We start from the raw sequence: 19,830 nt of genomic DNA, 5'->3' as shown, positions 1-19,830 counted from the left end.
ATATGGCTTCCGATGTTCGATAATCGACAAAGACTCAGCGGATCAATGCCTGAATGATGCTGACCTGTCCCTCCTGCGGGGCCCGGTTCCGGGTAAAACCAGAAATGTTCGCCGCGGGCCCGCGGCTGGTGCGGTGCGCGCGCTGCAGGCACGAGTGGCGGGGCCGGCCCGATCCGGACAGCGAAGCTGAGGATGCGGCGTCTGCCGCGCCTGTCGCCGTCGACGAAGCACCGGAAGAGGACGCAGCGGCCGAATCGCTGCCGCCGGCGGAAGCGGACGCGGCAGCGGAAGACGCGGCTGCCGAAGATGACGGCGAGGACGCCGGCGATGACGGGACGGCGGATGATCCCGGGAGCGCCGAGACGGAGCCGGAACCGACGCCCGGACGGCGGGAACCGGTCTTCGACACCATCCCCGGCGCCGCGCGGCCGGCGGACGACGATTTCCGCCCTGCCGAAAGGACGGAGAAGCGGCGGACGCCAGCCTGGGTCTGGGGCGGATGGGCGCTGATCCTTGCGGTACTGGTCTTCACCGCTCTTGCGCTGGCCTTTCTCAGGGGGCCGATCGTGAACGCGTGGCCGCCGTCGGCGCGTCTTTTCGACCGGATCGACCGCGTGAGCCGCGCCGAAGCGCTTCAGCCGGTGAGTCTGGTGATCGAGAGTTCCCGCCTTACCGGGGAGCAGATGGAACTCGGCATCCGGCTGATCAACGGCACGGCGCAGCCGCAGCCGCTGCCGGTCGCCGTCATCCATCTGCTGGATGCGGCGGGCGATGTGGTGAAGACGGAACGCATCCGCCTCGACGACGATCCGCTGGCGCCGAAGGAAAGCCGCACCATGCGTCTGCTGCTGGAAGACCTTCCCGACGGGCTGCAAAAGGTGCGCGCGGATACGGAACCGGCGGAATGACGTCCGGGATTGTCTGTTTTCCGATCCGAGGTCACCTTTTGTTAGGTAGTTGAGCCGGAACCTGAACCGATGTCCCGGATACTGGTCTCAGATGACGAACCCGACATTCGCGACGTGATACAGCGCGCCCTCAAGGCGGCCGGTCACGACGTGACGGCCGTGGCCGACGGCGCAGCCGCGCTGCAGAAGCTGAGCGAGCAGCGTTTCGACCTGCTGCTGACCGACATCGTCATGCCCATCATGGACGGTGTGGCCCTGGCGCTGAAGGTCGGCAAGGAACATCCGGACGTCCGTATCCTGATGATGACCGGCTATGCCGATCAGCGCGACCGCGCCTACAACCTCGACAGCCTGATCGAGGATATCGTGGTCAAGCCCTTCACCGTCGACGAAATCGTGCTCAAGGTGCAGGAAGCCCTGTCGGATTGAGCGCCCGCGGTCAGGCTTTGGCGGCCGGCGCGCTCGGCGCCGCGGACGGATTTCCTGCGAACAGTTGCTCGCAGCGCGCCTCGGCCTGCTCCTCGGCCTGCCGGACGGCCGCAGCAGTGCGGAGGACGATCGAGCGCGTCAGGGCCTCGACGCAATGCCGTTCGGCCAGTTCCAGCGCCAGCATTGCGTCGGAAGGGCGTTCCGGCGGGGCGAGCGGAATGCTGGAGGCGGCCGCGCCGAGCAGGCCACAGAATGCGACTGCCGTCACAATACGCACCGCGGTGAATGTGATCCTGTTCACGTTCGGGCTTCCGTCCCAGGGTTGACGCATTATCGGAGCACCTCTCGCAACCATCGCGCCATGCGGTGAAAGCGGATGGCCACGGCAAGCCGCAGAATATAGTGTCCGCAGCGGTTCCATTTCCGGAGTTCGTTCACCACGCCATGATCGACAAGTCCAGCAGGCGGACCGTCTATCCGCGCATCGAGCCATTCGACCAGGGACGCCTTTCGGTTTCGGACCTGCACACGCTGCACTACGAGCAGTGCGGCAACCCCGACGGCAAGCCCGCCGTGGTGATCCATGGCGGTCCCGGCGGCGGCAAGAAACCCGACGATCGGCGCTATTTCGATCCGCAGAAGTACCGCATTGTCCTGTTCGACCAGCGCGGCTGCGGGCAGAGCACGCCCCATGCGGAGCTGAACGAAAACACTACCTGGCGGCTGGTCGAGGATCTGGAGGCGCTGAGAAGCCATCTCGGCATCGGGAAGTGGCAGGTCTTCGGCGGCTCCTGGGGCAGCGCGCTGGGCCTGGCCTATGCGGAGACTCATCCGGACAGGGTCAGCGAGCTGATCCTGCGCGGCATCTTCACCCTGCGCCGCGAGGAACTGCTCTGGTTCTACCAGAAGGGAGCGGACGCGCTGTTCCCCGATCTCTGGGAAAACTATGTCGCCGAGATTCCGGTGGAAGAGCGCGGCGACATGATCGCCGCCTACTACCGCCGGCTCACCTCCGTGGACGAGAGCGTCCGCCTTTCGGCCGCCCGCGCCTGGAGCACCTGGGAAGGCGGGACGCTTTCGCTGTACGCCGACCCCGGCCGGGTCGCCGACTTCGCCGATGCGCGTTTCGCCCTCGCCTTCGCCCGGATCGAGTGCCACTACTTCGTCAATGGCGGCTTCTTCGAGAGCGATGACTGGCTGATTGCCAACGCCGCCCGTATCCGCGGCATTCCCGGCGTGATCGTGCAGGGCCGCTATGACGTGGTGACCCCGATGATGACGGCCTGGGCGCTGCGCAAGGCCTGGCCGGAGGCCGATTTTCGTGTCGTCTCCGATGCGGGACACGCGGGCAGCGAACCCGGCATCGTCGACGAACTGGTGCGCGCGACCGACCGCTTCGCTGTCTGACCTCAGGGCAGGAGACCGGAGACCAGCACTTCCTGGGTCAGCTTGCGGCGCAGGGCGTCCTCGAAATGATCCAGGCTGTCGACGCCCATGACGAAACCATTGGCGACCTTGCCGGCGTAGTAGACCTCCAGGTTCTCGCGCTGATGGCCGAAGACCAGCCCGTTGATCTCGATCCCTGCGCCGGTCGCCTGCTCGCGCAGGCGCTCCAGCCCCAGTGAATCGCGGTTGTCGCGGCCGTCGCCGGAGATGTCGATGATCCGCCGGCCCGGCTTGCCCTCCAGCAGTTCCAGCGCGTCCGACATGCCCCGGGATATCGCCGTGGCGCCCCTCGGACCGATCGGGCTCCAGTGTTCGTAGATGTCGGCGGCGTCCGCAGGCGTGCTCCAGCCGACCACGATTTCCGAGCGGGTGTCGAACTCGACGATGGCGACCATCGTGTCCTTCAACGCCCTGGCCATGAACGGGTCGCGCAGCACGCGGGCATAGGCGCCCCGCTGCAGGGCAAGCTCGCGGTCGTCGATCGAGTTGGAGCGGTCCACGACAAGCACCAGCCATTCCCGCGCCTGTGCCGGGCCTGCGGCCAGGACGCTGGACAGGATCAGCAGGACCGCCAGCAGGCGCACGGTCGGCCTCGGGCGTGTGGCGCGCCGGTTGTTGGGGAGGGGCATTGGCGGGACTCGCGCTAGAACTCGCAAAGAACGAGGGGGAGCGGGCGGCGACGCCCGCTCCCCCGGTTCCTGGCTGGTCCCGTCCCTACTTCGGCCGGACGGCGTCTGCCGTGGCCTGGATGAACGCCTGGATCCTGACGACGTCATCCTTGCTCAGGCGGCCGGTGAAGTCCGGCATGCCGCCCTGCACGAAGGTGTCGCTGAGGACCAGATCGGGCAGGTTGCGCAGCACGTTGGCGTCCGTGAAACCCAGATTGGGCACGTTGCCGCCGTTCTGCACGCCGGGCACGCCATGACACTGAGCGCAGCTCGAGACATAGAGGCCCGTGCCGGCGGTGACGTGTTCGGGATCGTACTCGACGCCCTGCACCAGTTCGCCGGCCTGCATCGCCACGTCCTTCGGCTTCTCACCGCTCGCGCCGACCGCGAAGGTGTAGACCCGGCCCGGGCCGACGGTCTCGGTGGCCTTGTTGGCGACCCCGTAGACGCCGCCCCAGCCGACCGCGATCGAGACATACTGCTTGCCGTCGATCATGTAGGTGGAGGGGCCGGCCACCGCCCCGGTGCCCAGAGGCGTCTGCCAGAGGGTGACGCCGGTGGTCGCGTCATAGGCCACGAAGCGGCCGTCCGCGGTGCCCTGGAAGACCAGGTTGCCGGCGGTCGCGAGCGTGCCGCCGTTCCACGGCGAGAGATATTCCTGCCGCCAGACTTCCCGCTGGTTGACCGGATCCCAGGCGATCAGGGAACCGTAAGGCTTGGCTTCCGGCGCCACGGCGTTCAGCGCGAAGCCCAGGTTCCAGCCCGAATTGGACGCGAACTTGAACGGCTTGTGCTCGTCCTGGACGAAATCCTTTTCCGGCAACTGGGTGAGCGGAACGCCCTGGGCGGGTATGTAGACCAGGCCGGTCTGCTCGCTGAAGGCCATCGGATGCCAGTTGTGAGCGCCATAGGCGCTGGGAATGGTCTCCCAGGGCTTGTCCTTGGCGCGCGCCGCCGGCACCTCGATCGGCCGGCCGTTGGCGTCGTAGCCCTCGGCCCAGTTCACTTCCACGAAGTTCTCCGCCGATATGAACTCGCCGTCGGTGCGGTCGACCACGAAGAAGAAGCCGTTCTTCGGCGCGTGCATGATGACCTTGCGCTCGCGGCCGTCGATCTGCAGGTCGGCCAGCATCAGCGGCTGGGTGGAGGTGTAGTCCCAGTGATCGCCCGGCGTCTCCTGATAGTGCCAGACATATTCCCCGGTGTCGGGGTTCAGGGCCACGATGGAGGCGAGGTAGAGATTGTCGCCGCCGCCGGGGCTGCGGATGTCGCGGTTCCAGGGATTGCCGTTGCCGGTGCCGACATAGAGCAGATTGAGCTCCGGGTCGTAGACCATGCTGTCCCACATGGTGCCGCCGCCGCCGGCCTCCCAGTACTTGCCCGACGGATCCCAGGTCAGCGCCGCGCGCGCCATGGATTCGTCCTCGAACGGCTTCGAGGGGTCGCCCGGCACGGCAAACCAGCGCCAGGCCTGCTCGCCGGTTTCGGCGTCATAGGCGGTGATGTAGCCGCGCACGCCGTATTCGGCGCCGCCATTGCCGATGATCACCTTGCCGTTCACGACACGGGGCGCACCCGTGATCGTGTAGGCCTTGTCGCGGTCGATGACGGTGTCGACTTCCCACACCGGCTGACCGGTCGCCGCGTCGAGCGCGACCATGCGGCCATCATAGGTGCCGACATAGACCTTGCCCTTGTGGAGCGCGACACCGCGGTTGACGATGTCGCAGCAGCCCTTCTCGGCGTAGTCGCGCGGCACCTGCGGATCGTAGGTCCAGATTTCCTCGCCCAGCCGCGCGTCGATGGCGTGCACGATGCTCCAGGACGACGTCACATACATGATGCCGTCGACGACGATCGGCGTCGCCTCGACGCCGCGCCGCGAATTCAGGTCGTAGTACCAGGCCAGACCCAGTTCGCCGACATTGGCGGTGCTGATCTGGTTCAGCCGGCTGTAGCGTTTCTCGCCATAGTCCAGACCGTAGTTGAGCCAGTTCTCGCTGGTCTTGCCGTTCTCGATAATGGCGTCCTTGTCGACGCCACCTGTGATTTCGCGGATCTTGGCCTCCGACAGGGGCTCCGCCCATGTCGAAGCAGCGGTCAATGCAAGCGTGACCGCGGCCAGCGCGATTGCTGTACTGCGCACGATTTTCCTCCCTGGAACTTTTCTGTTCTTCGCGATCCGGGGAGTCGAGCTGGCCGCTACGGTTGACCCCCTGTCCCCGTACCGATCAGCAAGCCTAGTCGGTTGTGAATTCGTGCGCCAGCTTCTTGCGTTCAAACGTTCGTTCGGCCGCTTTCTTACCAATCAGTAGTTGGTTGTTACTTACAGGTAATGAAAATCTTCATTCATGACGATGGGGGCGTCGCGTCAACCGGTGAGGCCGCGGGCGATGCGCTCCACGTCCTCGCCGGCGAGGCTGGTCGGATGCCGCTTCAACAGCGGGGTCTGACGCCGGATGGCGTCGGGCACGCGGCTGTCGCGGCGGACGATGCCGGCCAGGGAGGGGGCGAAGCCGAGAAAGTTCTCGCAGGCCGTGCGCAGCTTCTCGTAGGTGCGCTCGCCATCGCGCTGGTTGCTGGCCAGGTTGATGACGACGCGGATGTCGGCGCCTGCGTCGGCCCCGTGAATCAGCTTGATCAGGGCGTAGGCGTCGGTGATCGCCGTCGGCTCTTCGTTGGTGACGACCAGCAGCGGTCCGGCATTCGCCGCCAGGGTGCGGACGGCACGGTCCACCCCGGCGCCGAGATCCAGGATCACGCTGTCATAGGTGTCGCCGACCAGCGTCAGGCCGCGGCGCAGCATGTCGAGCTGGGCTGCGCCGGCATCGGCCAGCCGTGCCGTGCCCGAACGGCCGGCCACCACGTCCACGCCCGTCGCCGGATCCTGCGTGACCACTTCCCGGAAGGAGGCTTGACCGGTCAGGGCCTCGGACAGGTCGCGGGCGGGTGAGAGCCCGAGCTGGATGTCGACATTCGCGAGTCCCAGGTCGCCGTCGAACAGCAGTACCTTGCGTCCCGCCCTGCGCATCGTGTGGGCGAGAGTGATCGCGAACCACGTCTTGCCGACGCCGCCCTTGCCGGACGCCACCGAGATCATGTTGGCGCCGAGCCGGGCGGAAGGATGCCCCGCGGGGCCATCCTGGCTGCGCGAGCGGGCCGGGTGCTGGTTCATGCGCGTTTCCTGTCGTTGTTCAGGTCGGTCGCCTGATCGGGGTCGCTGAGGATTATCCGCGCGAGCGCGGCGGGAGTCAGGGTGTGCAGGCCGTCGGCGATCACCGGCGACGCACCGGCGAGGCAGAAGGCGAGACCGGAGCCGGCGGCCGCCAGCAGACCGCCCAGCCGACGGGCGGTGTCGAGACGGGTGACGATCATCCGACGGGCGCCGATGCCGCGGAAGGCCGCGGCCATGTCTTCGGATTCGTAGGGGTCGCCGCCGGCGGGCAGCACCAGGATGGGCTCGGCCTCGTTGATCCGCACCGTTTCCGTCAGCCTGGCCATGTCATAGGCGTCGAAGGGGTTCACGCCCTCGGTGTCGATCAGCCGGGGGCCGCGCCAGTCGAGACGGCGCTCCGGGCTGAGCCGCACCGGCGGATTCTCCACGATGGCGCCGAGGGCCTTCAGACGGTTGTCGCCGCCGGGGCGTTCGATGTCGGTGGTGGCGATCTTCAGCGGCTGCTTGCGCAACGCGGCCTCCAGGGCGAATTTCGCGGCCACCACCGTCTTGCCGGCGCCGGGCGGACCCACCAGGGCCAGCGCCGGTTCGGCGCCCGGCTCCGCGGGCCGGAAACCGAAGCAGTCGTCCATGCCCGCAGTCAGCGAGACGGTCAGGTCCGGGTCGTCGACCTGCGCCGCCACACGGCAGATGCGTTCGTTGAGCGCGGTCGGCGCGCCGTGAAAGGCGATGGCGCGGATCAGGAACTCGGCGTCCGCGGTCAGGCCGGCGTCCTCGCGGTCCGGCGTCGGCGTCCCGGCCGGCGCCGGGCGCTCGACCGCCGCCGTGACCTCGACGCCTTCGCGGGTCTCCCGGGTGCCGAGAATGACCGCTTCGGGACCCAGTTCTCGGCGAACCTCGCCGAGGGCGGCGGAGACCGTGCGGGCGATGAAGGTGCGGACCTGCATCGCCGATCAGACCTGCGCCAACGTGCGCAGCCGCACCTTGGGATGAACCTCGTTCTGGCTCATCACCACGGTGGCGTTGCGGAATCGCTCGACGATGGAGCGGACGAAGGGGCGGATGGCCGGGCTGGTCAGCAGCACCGGGTCATGGCCCTGCTGGCCCAGACGGTCGTAGTGCAGGCGCACGGCGCCGATGAATTCCTGCAGCTTGCTGGGCGCCATCGCCAGTTGACGCTCCTCGCCGTGTCCGGTCAGGGCGTCGGCGAAGGCCTGCTCCCATTCCGGCGAGAGGGATACCAGGGGCAGGTATCCGTCGGGGCTGAGATTGGCGTTGCAGATCTGGCGCGCCAGGCGGGTGCGTACGTGCTCGGTGATCAGGGTGACGTTCTTGGTGAAGCCGACCGCCTCCGAGATGCCTTCCAGGATGGTGGCCAGGTCGCGTATCGAGACCCGCTCCGACAGCAGGTTCTGCAGCACGCGCTGGATCGCCGAAACCGAGATCTGGTTGGGGATCAGGTCGTCCACCAGCTTCTTGTGGGCGTCCGGCAGATCGTCGAGCAGCTTGCGCGTTTCCGCGTAGGAGAGCAGCTCCGCCATGTGGTCCTTCATGATCTCGGTCAGGTGGGTCGTGACGACGGTTGCGGCGTCGACCACCGTCAGCCCGCGGAAGCTGGCCTCCTCGCGCAGCGATTCGTCGATCCACTTGGCCGGCAGACCGAAGGCCGGTTCGATCGTTTCCTCGCCGCGCATGTCGATGGGCCGGCCGGCAGGGTCCATCACCATCAGCCGGCCGACGCGGACATCGCCGGCGCCGGCCTGCACTTCCTTGATGCGGATGCTGTAGGCGTTGGCGCCCAGCTGGACATTGTCGAGGATGCGTACGCTGGGCATGACGAAGCCCATGTCGGTGGCGAACTGGCGGCGGAGCGCCCTGATCTGGTCGGTGAGCTTCGGCGCGTTGCCGTCGCCCTCCAGCAGCTTCAGCAGGCCGTAGCCGATCTCCAGGCGCAGCTCGTCGATCGCCAGCACTTCCGAGAGCGGCTGCTCGCTCGGGGTCTCCTCGTCGGCCTGCCTGGCGTCGTCCTCGCGCCTGATTTCCGCGGCCGCCGCGTCCTTCTTGCGCCGGGCCATGTACCAGGCGCCATAGCCGGCCGCCCCGGCCAGCGCCAGGAAAGGCAGCATCGGAATGCCCGGCAGCAGCGACATCGCGACAAGCAGGAACGAGGACAGGCCCAGCGCCTGCGGATAGCCGCTGAGCTGTCCGAACAGCGCCTTGTCGGCGGAACCGGTGACGCCGGCCTTGGACACCAGCAGGCCCGCGGAGGTGGAGACGATCAGCGCCGGAATCTGGGAGACCAGACCGTCGCCGACGGTCAGCAGGGTGTAGGTCTGCGCCGCGGCGCCGAAGCTCATGTCGTTCTGCGCGACGCCGATGACGATGCCGCCGATGACGTTGATGAAGGTGATCAGCAGACCGGCGATGGCGTCGCCGCGGACGAACTTCGCCGCGCCGTCCATGGCGCCGAAGAAGGTGCTCTCGTCCTCCAGCTCCTTGCGGCGGTCGCGGGCGTCCTTCTCGTCGATCAGGCCGGCCGAGAGGTCGGCGTCGATCGCCATCTGCTTGCCGGGCATGGCGTCCAGGGTGAAGCGCGCCGCGACCTCGGCGATGCGGCCGGAGCCCTTGGTGATGACCACGAAGTTCACGATCACCAGGATCGAGAAGACGATGATCCCGATGACGAAGTTGCCGCCCATCACGAAGTTGCCGAAGGCCTCGATGACGTTGCCGGCGGCGTCGGTGCCGGTGTGGCCTTCCGACAGGATCAGGCGTGTGGAGGCCAGGTTCAGCGACAGCCGGAGCATGGTCGCGATCAGCAGGACCGTCGGGAAGGAGCTGAATTCCAGCGGCTTGCCGATGAACAGGCAGGTCATCAGGATCAGCACGGAGAAGGTGATCGAGATGGCCAGGCTGAAGTCGAGCAGCCAGCCCGGCATGGGCAGCATCAGGACGACAAGGATGGCCACGACGCCCAGCGCCAGCGCAATGTCGCCGCGCATCAGATGGCTCTTGAGGACGGCGAGCGTGTCGGCGCCGTTGCTGCCGAAGCCGCCGCCGGTCGCCGTCACTTCGCCGCCGCCGCGTTCTGCGGGGAGCTGCTCGCTCATTTCAACCTGCCGGAAAGGGGGTCAGAACCAATTGCTCAGTACGCCATGCGCCGCATTTCGCCCGGTCCGGGGACGGGGACGCCCTCCTCGGTATAGGCCTTCAGCTTGTTGCGGAGCGTCCGGATCGAGATGCCCAGGATGTTGGCCGCGTGGGTGCGGTTGCCGAAGCAGTGGTCCAGGGTTTCCAGGATGAGCTGCTGCTCGACCTCGGCCACGGTGCGGCCGACCAGGCCGGCCTGCGCCGCGTCGTCCTCCGAGATCACGCCGCCGCCGGAGATCTGTCCGGCGACCCGGCCCGCGGTCGGCGCGGAGTTCTCCCCCGGACGGGAACCGTCGGGCAGCACGATCGCTTCGCTCGTGATCTCGTTCCCGGTCGCCAGCAGCACGGCGCGGTGGAGGGTGTTCTCCAGTTCGCGGACATTGCCCGGCCACGGATGCCCGCGCAGCAGCCGGGCGGCGTCGCGGTCGATCGGTTTGCAGGCGACGCCGTTGGCCTCGGAATACTTGGCGACGAAATGGTCGGCCAGAACCGCGATGTCCTCAGGCCGCTCGCGCAGCGGCGGCAGCTTCAGGTTCACCACGTTCAGGCGGTAGAGCAGGTCCTCGCGGAAGGTGCCCGATTTCACCTCGGCCACGAGATCGCGGTTGGAGGTGGCGATGACCCGGATATCGACCTTTATCGGCTTGCCGCCGCCGACCCGGTCGATCTCGCGTTCCTGGATTGCGCGCAGCAGCTTGGCCTGCAGGCGGATATCCATTTCCGAGATTTCGTCCAGCAGCAGCGTGCCGCCATCGGCTTCCTCGAACTTGCCGATGCGCCGGGCTACCGCGCCGGTGAAGGCGCCCTTCTCGTGACCGAACAGCTCCGATTCCAATAGGTTGTCGGGGATTGCGGCGCAGTTGACGGCGACGAATGGCTTGTCGGCGCGCCGGCTCTTCAGGTGAATGTGGCGCGCCATGACCTCCTTGCCGGTGCCGCTCTCGCCGGTGACCAGGATGCAGGCGTTGGACGGCGCCACCTGATCGGCCAGCTTGATCACCTGCTCCATGCGCTGGTCGCGGTAGAGCAGGTCGGTCTCCTCGTCGGCGACCGCCTTCAGGACGGCGGCAATCAGCTCCGGATCCGGGGGCAGGGGGACATATTCCTTGGCGCCGCCCTTGATGGCGCGCACTGCCGCCTCGGTATCGTTGCCGATGCCGCAGCCGATGACGTCCAGACTGATGTGCTCGGCGGCCAGCCCGGTCACGAAGGCGGCGATGTCGAGCTTGACGTCGACCATGGCGAGGTCGGCGCCGCGGCCGGACCGCAGTGCGTGCATCGCGCTCTCGACGGTGTCGACGTGGGCGACCTTGGCGCCGTTCTGCATGGCGATCTTGCTGGCCGCGCCGAACTGGCCGGACAGGGGCCCTACGATAAGAAGCCGCATGGCGATTCTTTCCTCCGTATCAGGTCGCGTAGTACCGCACGCGCTTCAGCGGCGGCAGCAATGAGTTGATGAGCGTCTCCAGCCGGCGCGGGTTTTCCTTGCGGCTGATGGAGCAGGCGGCGGCGGCGTAGAGCCGGTTGAGCGTCGCCTCGTCGGCGGCGTTGCGTTCGATCTTGGTGGCCAGCGGATGCAGCACCATGTTGGCCAGCACCGCGCCGTAGAGGGTGGTCAGCAGGGCCAGGGCCATGGCCGGCCCGATCTCGGCGGGGTTGTCGAGACGGTTCAGCATCTGCACCAGACCCACCAGCGTGCCTATCAGGCCCATGGCCGGCGCGATTTCCGCGGCGCGCCGCAGGATATGGACGACGCCGCGCTCGCGCTGGGCGATGGAGACCATGTCGTTCTCCAGGATGCGTTCGATCTCGGCGGTCGGCGTGTCGTCGGCCACCAGTTCCAGCGCCTTGCGCAGAAAGGGCTCCTCGCGCACGCCCGTCAGCGTCCGGGGCAGGCCCAGATGGCCCTTGCGCCGCGCCTCGTCGGCCAGCCGCACGGCCATCATCGCGGCCTGAGAGGCGTCGCGCGGGCGGCGGAAGATCGCCTGCAGGGTGATCGGCACGGCGCGCAGGACATCGCCGACATGGAAACTGATCAGCGTCACGGCGGCAGTGCCGCCCAGCACGATCAGTACCGAGGGCAGGTTGACGAAGTTCGCCCATCCGTCGCCCAGGGCCACGGTCAGCGCCAGCAGGCCGAACCCGGCCAGCAGTCCCAGCGCCGTCGCGATGTCGAAGCGGCTCAGCATGGCCTTCAGCTCCGGTTCCCCTTGATGATTTCCGTCATCGTCACGCCCAGTCGCTCGTCGACGACCACCACTTCGCCGCGGGCGACGAGGCGGTTGTTGACGTAGATGTCAATGGCCTCGCCGACCTTGCGGTCCAGTTCGACCACTGCGCCGGTCTCGATCTTCATCAGCTGGCTGACCTGCATGCGGGACTTGCCCAGCACGGCCGAGACCTGCACGGGAATGTCGAAGACCGCCTCCAGGTCGTTCGCGGTCTTGCTCGTTTCCTCGTCGTCGGCGGCGAGGTCGGTGCCGGCGACGTCGGTCGCGGGCATCTGGGCGGCGCCTTCTTCGAGGTTGTCGAGGTCGAGTTCGTTGTCGTCCGCCATAATCGGCTGCTCCGTTGGATCGGGTTACTGGACGTTGTCGGTGGTGAGGTAGGTGCGGACCGCACGCTCGATCAGCGCCTCGGTCCGGGAAAGTTCGAGCGCCGCGCCGCCGTCGGCCCATTCGACGCGGCAGTCGCTGTCGGTCATCGTCTCGTCGGGCAGCATCACCAGATGGCCGTCGAAACCGGCGCTGGCTGCGATGGCGGAAATGCGCTCCCGGATCGCTTCGGTCACGCCGTCGGACGCCCGTATCACCAGGCGCGGCTCGTCGCGCAGCTCGCCGATGCAGTCGACGATCAGCGCCTCGATGGCCGCCAGGGGATGGGCCTCGATCAGGTTGCCCGCCAGCTTGCGTCCCACGGTCACCGCCACCTCGGCGGCTTCGCGGCGGCAATCGCCGAGCGCCGTCTGAAGCTGCTCGCTGGCGGCGTCGATCTGTTCCGATATCACCGACAGCGAAGCGCTGGCCGCGGCTTCGATCTCCTGGCGCGCTTCCTGATGGCCGGCGCGCTGGCCTTCGGCATAGCCCTCCGCGCGGGCGGCCGCGAGATCCTCCTCTGTGAAGGTCTCGGCCTTCTTGCGCCGCCGGGCTCCGCCGTCGCCGAAGTTCTTGTCGAAAAGAAACTTCTCGCCCATGTTCCGCGCCCCGCTCAATAGACCAACTCGTCGTCGCCCTTGTTGTCGGCGAGCATGATCTCGCCGCGCTGGGCCAGGTCCTTGGCGGTGTTCACCATTTCCATCTGGGCGGCCTCGACGTCCCGCAGGCGGACAGGGCCCATGGCCTCCATGTCCTCGCGCAGGATCTTGGCCGCACGCTCCGACATGTTGGAGAAGAACAGGTCGCGCAGGGAATCCGAGGCGCCCTTCAGCGCCAGACCCATCTTGTCCTTGTCGACGCCGCGCAGCAGGGTCTGCACACCGGCCGGATCCAGCTTGGCCAGGTCTTCGAAGGTGAACATCAGCGCCTTGATTCGCTCCGCCGAGTCGCGGTTGCGCTCCTCCAGGGCGGCGACGAAACGGTTTTCGGTCTGGCGGTCGAGATTGTTGAAGATCTCCGCCATCATTTCGTGGCTGTCGCGGCGGTTGGTGCGCGCCAGGTTGTTCATGAACTCGATGCGCAGCGTCTCCTCGACCTTGTCGAGAACCTCCTTCTGCACCGATTCCATACGCAGCATCCGCGCCACGACTTCCATCGCGAAGTCCTCGGGCAGGGCGGCCAGGACGCGGGATGCGTGGTCGGGCTTGATCTTCGAGAGCACGACCGCGACGGTCTGCGGGTATTCGTTCTTCAGATAGTTGGCGAGCACCGTCTCGTTCACGTTGCCCAGCTTGTCCCACATGGTGCGGCCGGCCGGGCCCCGGATCTCCTCCATGATCAGCTCGACGCGCTCGCGGCCCAGCGTCTTGGCCAACATGCGTTCGGTGCTCTCGAAAGAGCCGACCAGGGAGCCGCCGGAGCTCATCTGGTTGGCGAACTCGACGAACAGGCGCTCCACCAGATCCGAGTTGATCGAACCGAGGTTCGCCATCGTCTGGGAAACTTCCTTGATCTCTTCGTCGTCGAGCAGCTCCCAGACCTTGGCGGTGCCTTCCTCGCCCAGGGAGAGGATCATGATGGCCGCTTTCTGCGAACCGCTCAGATGCCGGTATTCAAGACTTGGCATGATACGCTCCTCAACGGTCCTGGTAGAGCCAGTTGCGCAGGATCGCGACGGCCTCTTCGGGGTGCTTTTCGACGATCTCGGCGATCTTCTTCAGCGACGATTCCTTCACCCGGCCCTCGACGTGGCTGAGATCGATCGTCGGTGAGGGCGGCCGCTGCTCGGCCGCCGGCAGGGCGGGCATGCCGCCGTCGCCGCCCTGGCCGCTGGGCGGCGGCAGGGACAGGTTGCCTTCCGCCTGGCGGCCGGCGGCGGCCAGCGCCGCGTTGATGTTGCCGCTGGCGCCGGCCAGCGCGAGCGAGTCGTCGGCAGCGTCCATGTTGCCGGTGGCCAGGATGCGGCTCAGCATGGGGCGGACGACCAGCAGCATGACCAGCAGGGCGATCAGACCCAGGGCGGCGGTTTCGCCGATGCGGATCAGCTCCGCCTTGCCGAGTCCGGCGACCTCGAACTCTTCCGCGACGGGTTCCTCGAAGACAGCATCGACATCGGCGAAGCGAAGGTTGGAGATCTCGACGGTGTCGCCGCGCTCTTCGTTGTAGCCGACGGCGGAGCGGACCAGCCGGCCGAGTTCCTCCAGTTCGTCCTCCGTGCGCGGCTCATAGGTGCGGTTGCCCTCGGCGTCGGTGCGGTAGTTCCCGTCGACCAGCACGGCGACCGAGAGGCGTTCGATCACGCCGGCTTCCCGCACTTCGGTGCGGACCTGCTGGGAAATCTCGAAGTTCGTCGTCTCCTCGGTCACCGATTCCTTGTTCGAGGTTTGCTCGGTCGCGCCGGCGCCGATGTCCTGTCCGGGCAGGTTGTTTGCTACGGTCACAGCGTCCTGGGCATTGCCTTCATTGGTGCTCGATGTCTCCTCGCGCAGCTGGGTCGAGCGCACGACCTGGCCGTCGGGATCGTAGGTCTCGCTCTGGGTGGTGACGCGGTCGTGCTGAATCTCGACGGCGACCTCGGCGCGCACGCGCCCGGCGCCAATTGTTTGCTCCAGCAGGGATTCGACGGCGTGTTTTATGCGGCGCTCATGGCCGAGGCGCAGTTCCTGCAGCGCGCTGGGCGCGCTCAGCGGGTCTTCGCCACCGTCCAGGGAGCGCGAAAGCAGATTGCCGCGGCTGTCGACCACGGAGACGCGGCCCGGGTCTAGGTTGGGCACCGCGGCGGCGACGAGGTTCTGGATCGCGGAGACACGGTCGCGGCCGAGATTGCCGCGCATCTTCAGGACGATGGACGCGCTGGGCTGGCGATCCTCGCGCTGGAAGACCTCGCGCTTGGGCAGCACCAGATGGACGCGCGCCGCATCGACGCGGTCGAGGGAGCCGATCGTGCGCGAGAGCTCGCCTTCCAGCGCGCGCAGCAGATTGACGTTCTGCACGAAGTTCGTGGTGCCCAGCGAGTCGGTCTTGTCGAAGATTTCGTAGCCAACGGAGCCGCCGAGCGGCAGGCCCTCCTCGGCGGCGGCCATGCGCTGGCGGGCGACCTGATCGCGGGGCACGTAGATCTCGCCGCCATTGCCACGGATTTCGTAGGGGATCTCCCGCGATTCCAGCATGGCGACGATGTTGGCCGCGTCCGCCGGCGCCAGTTCCTTGTAGAGCAGCGCCATGTCGGGCTTGGCGACGCGGCTGGCCAGGAAGACGAAGAAGACGATGACGGACAAGGTGACGCCGGCGATGAGAACCAGCCGGGTCAGTCCCAGATTCTTGATGATGTCGGGCAAGGCCGGCTCCGTCTTCGGGTCAATTGCGGTCTTCGCCAGGGGCGACGCAGCCGACGATAGGGGAGCCGTCGTAAATCAGCGGTTAACGCTGGGCAGGTTTTGCCGGGTGATGGGAATATTTTTCCGGTCGGGAGTCCGGGGGCGGCGTTCTGCGCGCGCGCCGGTTATCTATGGATCAATCAGACAGTATCAATCGCCCGCAGCCGCGGAGGCGCGGTAATCCTGGAGACGTGTGGTCCTGAGGCCGCGGACGCCATGGCGTTCGACGGCGCGCTGCCAGGAAAGAAACTCCTCCACCGACAGCGTATAGCGCTGGCAGGCCTCCTCGAGGGTCAGCAGGCCGCCGCGAACTGCGGCGACGACCTCGGCCTTTCTGCGCGCCACCCATCGGCGCGTATTGGGGCTGGGCAGGTCGTCGACCGTCAGCGGCGTTCCGTCCGGACCAATGACGCTTGCCTTTGGACGGGGGCTATCCGGCATTTTTCGGCTTCCTCTCTTGTTCCGACCAGGGAAAGCTACCGCGCTGCCTTTAACATTCCTCTAAATCAGATGGTTAACGGACCGAGCGGTTCCCGGTCCGTCGCCGTCAGCGCTTCAGCCGGACCAGTTCCTCCAGCATCTCGTCGACGGAGGTGATGATCTTGCCGTTGGCCGAGAAGGCGCGCTGGGTCTGGATCATGTTGGTGAACTCCTCGGCCAGGTCGACGGTCGAGGATTCGAGCGAGGAAGGCGCAATGAAGCCCGCGCCGCCGACGCCGGCCACGTTGAGGCTGAAATTGCCGGAGTCGTTGTTCTGCTGGAAGGCGTTGCCGTTGACCGAGCTCAGGCCCGAATTGTTCGTGAAGGTGGCGATCGGAAGCTGGAACGCCTTCTGGCGGGTGCCGTTGTCGAAGAAGGCGGTGACGATGCCGTTCTCGTCGATCTCCACGCCGGTCAGGGAGCCGAAGACGGCGCCGTTGATGCTGTTGGAGATGATCTGGGAGATGCCGTTGAACTGGGTCATGCCGTCCGTGGCGCCGTCGCTGCCGAAGTCGACCGCCACCGTGGAGTTGTCGACGCCCAGGCTGGCGTCCCAGGTGATGTTCAGGTTCTGCAGCGCCGCGCTGGTGCTGGTCAGATCCAGCGTGCCGTCGGTGTTGAAGGCCATGGTGCCCGACGAAATCAGGCCGTTCGGATGGGTTGCCGCGTCGACCTGTGCGGCGGGCTCGACATAGATTTCGGTCAGCCACTGGTTTGCCGTCGCCGACTTGAGGAACCCGATGGTCAGGCTGCGGGTGCCGCCCTGGCTGTCGAACAGCTGCAGCGTGGTCTCGAAGTCCGGATCGAAGGTGCCCGCGGCCATGTCGCCGGCGGCATAGGCGCCGATGCCGGCGTTCACCGTCTGCGTCGACTGCAGGTTGGCCTGCAGGGAGATCGCATCGGTTGCGGTGGCGCTGCCGGTGATGGAGTTGACGTTCACGGTCTGCGTGACGTCCAGCACGGTGCGGTTGGTGGGGATGTCGCCGTTGGCGTCGATCGGCCAGCCGCGCAGGTAGTGACCCGCCGAGTTGCGCAGATTGCCGTTCTGGTCGGGACTGAACTGCCCGGCGCGCGTGAACAGAAACTCGCCGGTGGCGTCGTCGGGCGTGGTGTTGACGACGAAGAAGCCGTTGCCGCTGATGGCGATGTCCGTCGCGGACGTGCTCTGCTGCAACAGGCCCTGGGAGTTGTTGAGATTGATCGGCTGGGCCTGCACGCCGCCGGCGTTGAAGCCGCGGCTGGCGGTGCCGGCCTGGCCCACCAGGGTGGTGAAGGCAGCCCGCGTGGACTTGAAGCCCACGGTGTTGACGTTGGCGATGTTGTTGGCGATGGAACTCATCGCCTGGCTCTGGGCGTTGAGCCCGGAGACGCCGGAGAACATGGCTCCAAGGATACTCATCTGCGTGGCCTCATTTCACGAATGCGTCCGGCATTGTGCCCTGGACGTGCCGCCGACCTACTTCGGCGACGAATGGGTTGTCGTCTCGGTCTAGTCTTCGCTGGTCACCGCGGAGACAGCGGTGACATCCGACAGGGGCAGGATGGCGCCGTTGACGGTGAGCTGGGCGACGCCATCGACGACTTCGACGCCGTCGACAATGCCGCCGGCGCGAATGGTGGCGGGGATCTTCGTGCCTTCGCCATCGACGGCCGAGATCGAGATCCGGTAGACGCCGTCGGGCATGGTGTTGCCGAGGTCGTCCCGGCCGTCCCAGTCGAAGCTGTTCAGACCCGCTTCTCCGCTGGCCTGGACGGCGCGGATCGGGCGGTTCTGGCTGTTCGAAATCAGGATCGAGACGTTCTCGGCTTCCTCGTCCAGTTCGTAGCGCCAGGTGGCGCCGCCATCGGTCAGCCGCGCGCGGTCGCTGACGCCTTCGACGGACTTGCCGATATAGTCGACCAGGGCCCCGTGCTGGTTGGCCAGCGACAGCGAAACCAGGGATTCGAGGTTGTCGTTGGTGGCGATCTGCTGCTCGACCTGGGAGAACTGGACGAGCTGTTGCGTGAACTGCTCCGACTTCAGCGGTTCCAGCGGATCCTGATTCTTGAGCTGGCTGGTCAGCAGGGTGAGGAAGGTGTCGAAGTCCTCCGACAGCTTCCGCCCGGCGACGCCGCTGGCGTTGTTCTGCAGGGTGGGAAGACCCAGTGCGGAAAGATCCATGTGCGGCTCCTAGACTGAAAGGTCGATGCCGAGCCCGTCGAGCGACAGGCGCTGGCGGCCGGCGGAAGTCAGGATGGTGTCGGGGACGATCCGCTCGCCCGGCTTCTCGCCGGCCGGTCCGTCGCCCTTCTCCCCGCCGCCCTCACGGTCGCGGCGGTCCTGGAAGGTGAAGCTGTCACGGTCGGTGTCGAAGCCGGCGTCGGCCAGCGCTTTCTCGAGCTGGTTCACGTCGCGGCGGAGCTGTTCCAGCGTCTCGGCGCGCTCGGCGCTGACCACAGCCATGATCCGGCCGTCATGCCCCAGTTCCAGCTTGACCTCGACCCGGCCGAGCTCGGCCGGGTGAAGCTGGATGTCGATTTTGTCTGCGCCCTCGCGCGCACCGCGCACGATGGAGACAGAGAGCTGCTGGGCCGCTGGGGCGGCGTTCTGCGGCATCTGCGGCTGCAGGTGAGCCTGGAAAGTCTGTGCCGTCTGGCTGCTCTGGACCGTCGGCTGCGCGCTCTGTTGGGGCAGCGCCGTCTGGATCGGCTGTTCCGGCTGCGGCGCCGTCTGCTGGAACGCAGCCGGGTCGGCAAAGGCGAAGCCGCGCGGCATCTGACTGTCCATGGCCTGGATAATGGTGGAGTGGGAAGCCGCGCCGGCGCCAGCGCCGCCCGTGCCCGATTGCAGCGCCTGCAGGTTCGGCGACGCCGAGGCCGCGGCGGCCGCGTTGGCGAGGGCGTTCTTCGCAACGTTCGCGGAGATCGAGGTCGCCTGCTTCAGGCCCGTCTTGCCATTGAGAGGTTTGATGATGGCGAGGATGTCCGGTTCGGCCTCGGACAGTTCGCCCTCCGGCAGGGCCGAGGCCGGCGCCTCACCCTGCACGGTCTTCTGAGCCGCTGCGGCGATCGCCTGCGCAGCGGCGTTCGGCGCGGCTGCGGCGCCGGAAGCGGATGCACCGCCGCCACCGCCGCCGCCCGGCTGCGCGGGCGTGGCTGCAGCGCCCGCCGAGGTGATGGCCGTACCCTGACCGGCGGCCGCCGCGGCAGCGGCGATGGCGGTATCCCTGGCGGAGACGGTCTGTTTGACGTTCTCGGCCGGCTGTGCGCCCGGAACCTGGCCGTCCTCGCCGCGGTTCTCGGCGGCCGCCTCCTTGTCGGTGATGCCCCCGGCGCGAGGCGGTTCGTGCGTCCCGGCGGACCCGTCGGAGCTCTTCGGTGGTGCGCCTGTGTCGTTCGGGCGGCCGGCGCGCTCGGCGGGCCGGCGGTCGTCCTGCCGGGCGCGCTCGAGCGAGTCGGCGAAGGCAGGGCGGGTTTCTTCTCGCTCGCGCGTCCTGCTGTAAGCGTCGCGCACCGCGGCCCTGTCGGCGGCGTAGCTTCTGTCGAAGGCGAGAATGTCCGAAGCGGCTGGCATGTTCATCGTCCGAAAATGAAAATCGTCGGACATCCATCAGCAAGGTCGGT

General features: G+C 67.1%; 19 protein-coding genes. 3 read left to right on the top strand and 16 right to left on the bottom strand.

Features of this window, described 5'->3' with window-relative positions; all coding sequences use genetic code 11:
- Nucleotides 1-53 precede the first annotated feature (53 nt).
- Together CWC60_RS20250 and CWC60_RS20245 are read left to right on the top strand one after the other, a co-directional pair.
- Nucleotides 54-908: a zinc-ribbon domain-containing protein gene (locus tag CWC60_RS20250; RefSeq protein ID WP_109795747.1), complete on the top strand. Its 855-nt coding sequence runs from the start codon at nucleotides 54-56 to the stop codon at nucleotides 906-908.
- Between the two features lie 69 nt (nucleotides 909-977).
- Nucleotides 978-1,337, top strand: coding sequence for a response regulator (locus tag CWC60_RS20245; RefSeq protein WP_109795746.1), 360 nt, complete (start codon nucleotides 978-980; stop codon nucleotides 1,335-1,337).
- A 10-nt stretch (nucleotides 1,338-1,347) separates the two neighbouring features.
- Here the strand turns inward: CWC60_RS20245 and CWC60_RS23355 are convergent, their stop codons facing one another.
- Nucleotides 1,348-1,638 carry a hypothetical protein gene (locus CWC60_RS23355; protein WP_109796395.1) on the bottom strand — a complete coding sequence of 97 codons (291 nt, stop codon included), beginning with the start codon at nucleotides 1,636-1,638 and terminating at the stop codon, nucleotides 1,348-1,350.
- A 143-nt stretch (nucleotides 1,639-1,781) separates the two neighbouring features.
- Between CWC60_RS23355 and pip the strand changes: the two genes are divergently transcribed.
- Entirely contained in the window at nucleotides 1,782-2,744 is a 963-nt protein-coding gene (gene pip / locus CWC60_RS20240; RefSeq protein ID WP_109795745.1) for a prolyl aminopeptidase, read from the top strand.
- 2 nt (nucleotides 2,745-2,746) lie between these two features.
- Here the strand turns inward: pip and CWC60_RS20235 are convergent, their stop codons facing one another.
- From CWC60_RS20235 to CWC60_RS20165, 15 genes are all read right to left on the bottom strand, one after another.
- On the bottom strand, nucleotides 2,747-3,412 hold the full coding sequence (locus tag CWC60_RS20235; protein WP_164516657.1) for a DUF1194 domain-containing protein: 666 nt from the start codon (nucleotides 3,410-3,412) through the stop codon (nucleotides 2,747-2,749).
- A gap of 85 nt (nucleotides 3,413-3,497) precedes the next feature.
- Nucleotides 3,498-5,597 (bottom strand): PQQ-dependent dehydrogenase, methanol/ethanol family, encoded by a 2,100-nt coding sequence (locus CWC60_RS20230; protein WP_206420065.1) that lies wholly within the window; start codon nucleotides 5,595-5,597, stop codon nucleotides 3,498-3,500.
- Between the two features lie 225 nt (nucleotides 5,598-5,822).
- Nucleotides 5,823-6,626, bottom strand: coding sequence for a MinD/ParA family protein (locus CWC60_RS20225; protein ID WP_109795743.1), 804 nt, complete (start codon nucleotides 6,624-6,626; stop codon nucleotides 5,823-5,825).
- Nucleotides 6,623-7,573 (bottom strand): flagellar biosynthesis protein FlhF, encoded by a 951-nt coding sequence (locus tag CWC60_RS20220; RefSeq protein WP_109795742.1) that lies wholly within the window; start codon nucleotides 7,571-7,573, stop codon nucleotides 6,623-6,625. The genes CWC60_RS20225 and CWC60_RS20220 overlap by 4 nt, the downstream gene beginning before the upstream one ends.
- A 6-nt stretch (nucleotides 7,574-7,579) precedes the next feature.
- A complete protein-coding gene (flhA, locus tag CWC60_RS20215) occupies nucleotides 7,580-9,736 on the bottom strand; it encodes a flagellar biosynthesis protein FlhA (RefSeq protein ID WP_109795741.1) in 2,157 nt (718 codons plus the stop codon).
- Nucleotides 9,737-9,771: 35 nt separating this feature from the next.
- A complete protein-coding gene (gene flbD / locus CWC60_RS20210; RefSeq protein ID WP_109795740.1) occupies nucleotides 9,772-11,163 on the bottom strand; it encodes a sigma-54-dependent transcriptional regulator FlbD in 1,392 nt (463 codons plus the stop codon).
- Between the two features lie 19 nt (nucleotides 11,164-11,182).
- Nucleotides 11,183-11,965 (bottom strand): motility protein A, encoded by a 783-nt coding sequence (locus tag CWC60_RS20205; protein ID WP_109795739.1) that lies wholly within the window; start codon nucleotides 11,963-11,965, stop codon nucleotides 11,183-11,185.
- A gap of 5 nt (nucleotides 11,966-11,970) precedes the next feature.
- Nucleotides 11,971-12,333 carry a flagellar motor switch protein FliN gene (fliN, locus tag CWC60_RS20200; protein ID WP_109795738.1) on the bottom strand — a complete coding sequence of 121 codons (363 nt, stop codon included), beginning with the start codon at nucleotides 12,331-12,333 and terminating at the stop codon, nucleotides 11,971-11,973.
- 24 nt (nucleotides 12,334-12,357) lie between these two features.
- A complete protein-coding gene (locus CWC60_RS20195; protein WP_109795737.1) occupies nucleotides 12,358-12,969 on the bottom strand; it encodes a FliH/SctL family protein in 612 nt (203 codons plus the stop codon).
- A gap of 14 nt (nucleotides 12,970-12,983) precedes the next feature.
- A complete protein-coding gene (fliG, locus tag CWC60_RS20190; RefSeq protein WP_109795736.1) occupies nucleotides 12,984-13,997 on the bottom strand; it encodes a flagellar motor switch protein FliG in 1,014 nt (337 codons plus the stop codon).
- A gap of 10 nt (nucleotides 13,998-14,007) precedes the next feature.
- Complete coding sequence (gene fliF / locus CWC60_RS20185; RefSeq protein ID WP_206420064.1) at nucleotides 14,008-15,708, bottom strand: flagellar basal-body MS-ring/collar protein FliF; 1,701 nt, start codon at nucleotides 15,706-15,708, stop codon at nucleotides 14,008-14,010.
- Between the two features lie 189 nt (nucleotides 15,709-15,897).
- The gene (gene sciP / locus CWC60_RS20180) at nucleotides 15,898-16,188 is read right to left on the bottom strand and encodes a CtrA inhibitor SciP (RefSeq protein ID WP_109795735.1); all 291 of its coding nucleotides are present in this window, start codon (nucleotides 16,186-16,188) and stop codon (nucleotides 15,898-15,900) included.
- 106 nt (nucleotides 16,189-16,294) lie between these two features.
- Complete coding sequence (locus CWC60_RS20175; RefSeq protein ID WP_109795734.1) at nucleotides 16,295-17,626, bottom strand: flagellar hook protein FlgE; 1,332 nt, start codon at nucleotides 17,624-17,626, stop codon at nucleotides 16,295-16,297.
- A 90-nt stretch (nucleotides 17,627-17,716) separates the two neighbouring features.
- Nucleotides 17,717-18,388 carry a flagellar hook assembly protein FlgD gene (locus CWC60_RS20170; protein ID WP_109795733.1) on the bottom strand — a complete coding sequence of 224 codons (672 nt, stop codon included), beginning with the start codon at nucleotides 18,386-18,388 and terminating at the stop codon, nucleotides 17,717-17,719.
- Between the two features lie 9 nt (nucleotides 18,389-18,397).
- On the bottom strand, nucleotides 18,398-19,780 hold the full coding sequence (locus CWC60_RS20165; RefSeq protein WP_125182839.1) for a flagellar hook-length control protein FliK: 1,383 nt from the start codon (nucleotides 19,778-19,780) through the stop codon (nucleotides 18,398-18,400).
- Nucleotides 19,781-19,830 lie beyond the last annotated feature (50 nt).

Origin of the sequence: Minwuia thermotolerans (assembly GCF_002924445.1) — a bacterium.
Classification (GTDB): domain Bacteria; phylum Pseudomonadota; class Alphaproteobacteria; order Minwuiales; family Minwuiaceae; genus Minwuia; species Minwuia thermotolerans.
Note: the sequence above shows the minus strand (reverse complement) of the source record. Positions and strands in the feature narration are given on the sequence as shown.

Coding starts and splice junctions, on each gene's coding strand:
- flhA (WP_109795741.1), bottom strand. CDS start 9,736: ATGAGCGAGCAGCTCCCCGCAGAACGCGGCGGCGGCGAAGTGACGGCG.
- fliN (WP_109795738.1), bottom strand. CDS start 12,333: ATGGCGGACGACAACGAACTCGACCTCGACAACCTCGAAGAAGGCGCC.
- pip (WP_109795745.1), top strand. CDS start 1,782: ATGATCGACAAGTCCAGCAGGCGGACCGTCTATCCGCGCATCGAGCCA.
- CWC60_RS20245 (WP_109795746.1), top strand. CDS start 978: ATGTCCCGGATACTGGTCTCAGATGACGAACCCGACATTCGCGACGTG.
- CWC60_RS20170 (WP_109795733.1), bottom strand. CDS start 18,388: ATGGATCTTTCCGCACTGGGTCTTCCCACCCTGCAGAACAACGCCAGC.
- CWC60_RS20205 (WP_109795739.1), bottom strand. CDS start 11,965: ATGCTGAGCCGCTTCGACATCGCGACGGCGCTGGGACTGCTGGCCGGG.
- CWC60_RS20175 (WP_109795734.1), bottom strand. CDS start 17,626: ATGAGTATCCTTGGAGCCATGTTCTCCGGCGTCTCCGGGCTCAACGCC.
- CWC60_RS20235 (WP_164516657.1), bottom strand. CDS start 3,412: ATGCCCCTCCCCAACAACCGGCGCGCCACACGCCCGAGGCCGACCGTG.
- sciP (WP_109795735.1), bottom strand. CDS start 16,188: ATGCCGGATAGCCCCCGTCCAAAGGCAAGCGTCATTGGTCCGGACGGA.
- CWC60_RS20195 (WP_109795737.1), bottom strand. CDS start 12,969: ATGGGCGAGAAGTTTCTTTTCGACAAGAACTTCGGCGACGGCGGAGCC.
- CWC60_RS20220 (WP_109795742.1), bottom strand. CDS start 7,573: ATGCAGGTCCGCACCTTCATCGCCCGCACGGTCTCCGCCGCCCTCGGC.
- flbD (WP_109795740.1), bottom strand. CDS start 11,163: ATGCGGCTTCTTATCGTAGGGCCCCTGTCCGGCCAGTTCGGCGCGGCC.
- fliG (WP_109795736.1), bottom strand. CDS start 13,997: ATGCCAAGTCTTGAATACCGGCATCTGAGCGGTTCGCAGAAAGCGGCC.
- CWC60_RS20250 (WP_109795747.1), top strand. CDS start 54: ATGATGCTGACCTGTCCCTCCTGCGGGGCCCGGTTCCGGGTAAAACCA.
- CWC60_RS20165 (WP_125182839.1), bottom strand. CDS start 19,780: ATGCCAGCCGCTTCGGACATTCTCGCCTTCGACAGAAGCTACGCCGCC.
- CWC60_RS20225 (WP_109795743.1), bottom strand. CDS start 6,626: ATGAACCAGCACCCGGCCCGCTCGCGCAGCCAGGATGGCCCCGCGGGG.